The sequence below is a fragment of the Micromonospora sp. ALFpr18c genome, assembly GCF_008868155.1.
Taxonomy (GTDB): domain Bacteria; phylum Actinomycetota; class Actinomycetes; order Mycobacteriales; family Micromonosporaceae; genus Micromonospora.
The window spans coordinates 1-494 of record NZ_WBKR01000491.1 but is presented as its reverse complement, the minus strand read 5'-3'; the positions used below and the strand labels follow the sequence as shown (position 1 = coordinate 494).

General features: G+C 67.2%; 1 pseudogene. It reads right to left on the bottom strand.

Going from position 1 to position 494, the window contains the following annotated elements:
- Positions 1 to 366, bottom strand: a pseudogene (locus F8271_RS31810) (ISAs1 family transposase); the annotation flags it as partial.
- Positions 367 to 494: the final 128 nt, after the last annotated feature.

The window sequence follows — 494 nt, the reverse complement described above, 5'->3', positions numbered from 1 at the left end:
CTGGGTATGCAAGGCGTCCGCTGTGATGACCGCCCCGGCCAGGTCGAGGGTGTCCAACATGGGCACGAACCTGGTGATCTCGTTCGTCTTCCCATCGACGTCACTCTGGGCCAGGACGATCCCGTCACGGTGATCCACGGCGGCGAGCAGATGAACCTGAGCGCCCGCGGGACCGCTGCCCCGCAACGTCTTTCCATCAACGGCGATCACCCGCCGGCCCGGACCGCCAGAACCCGCGCGGCTGATCAGCCATCGGCACACCGCGGCATCCAGGGCGTCGGCGTCGATGCCGGCAAGGACCCGACCCAGAGTGCTGTCACCAGCCACCCGCCGGGCGCCGGTGAACCGGTCCCGGGCCGCCCCGAGGGGGCCTGTAGGGAGATCTGTGTAACGGAATATGTCGAATTTCCGTTAAGGCCGGTGGAGTCCGGCTAGCACAGATAGGACCGAGTGGATGAGTTATCCGATGGTGGGCCCGGGCGTGCGGGCTGAGC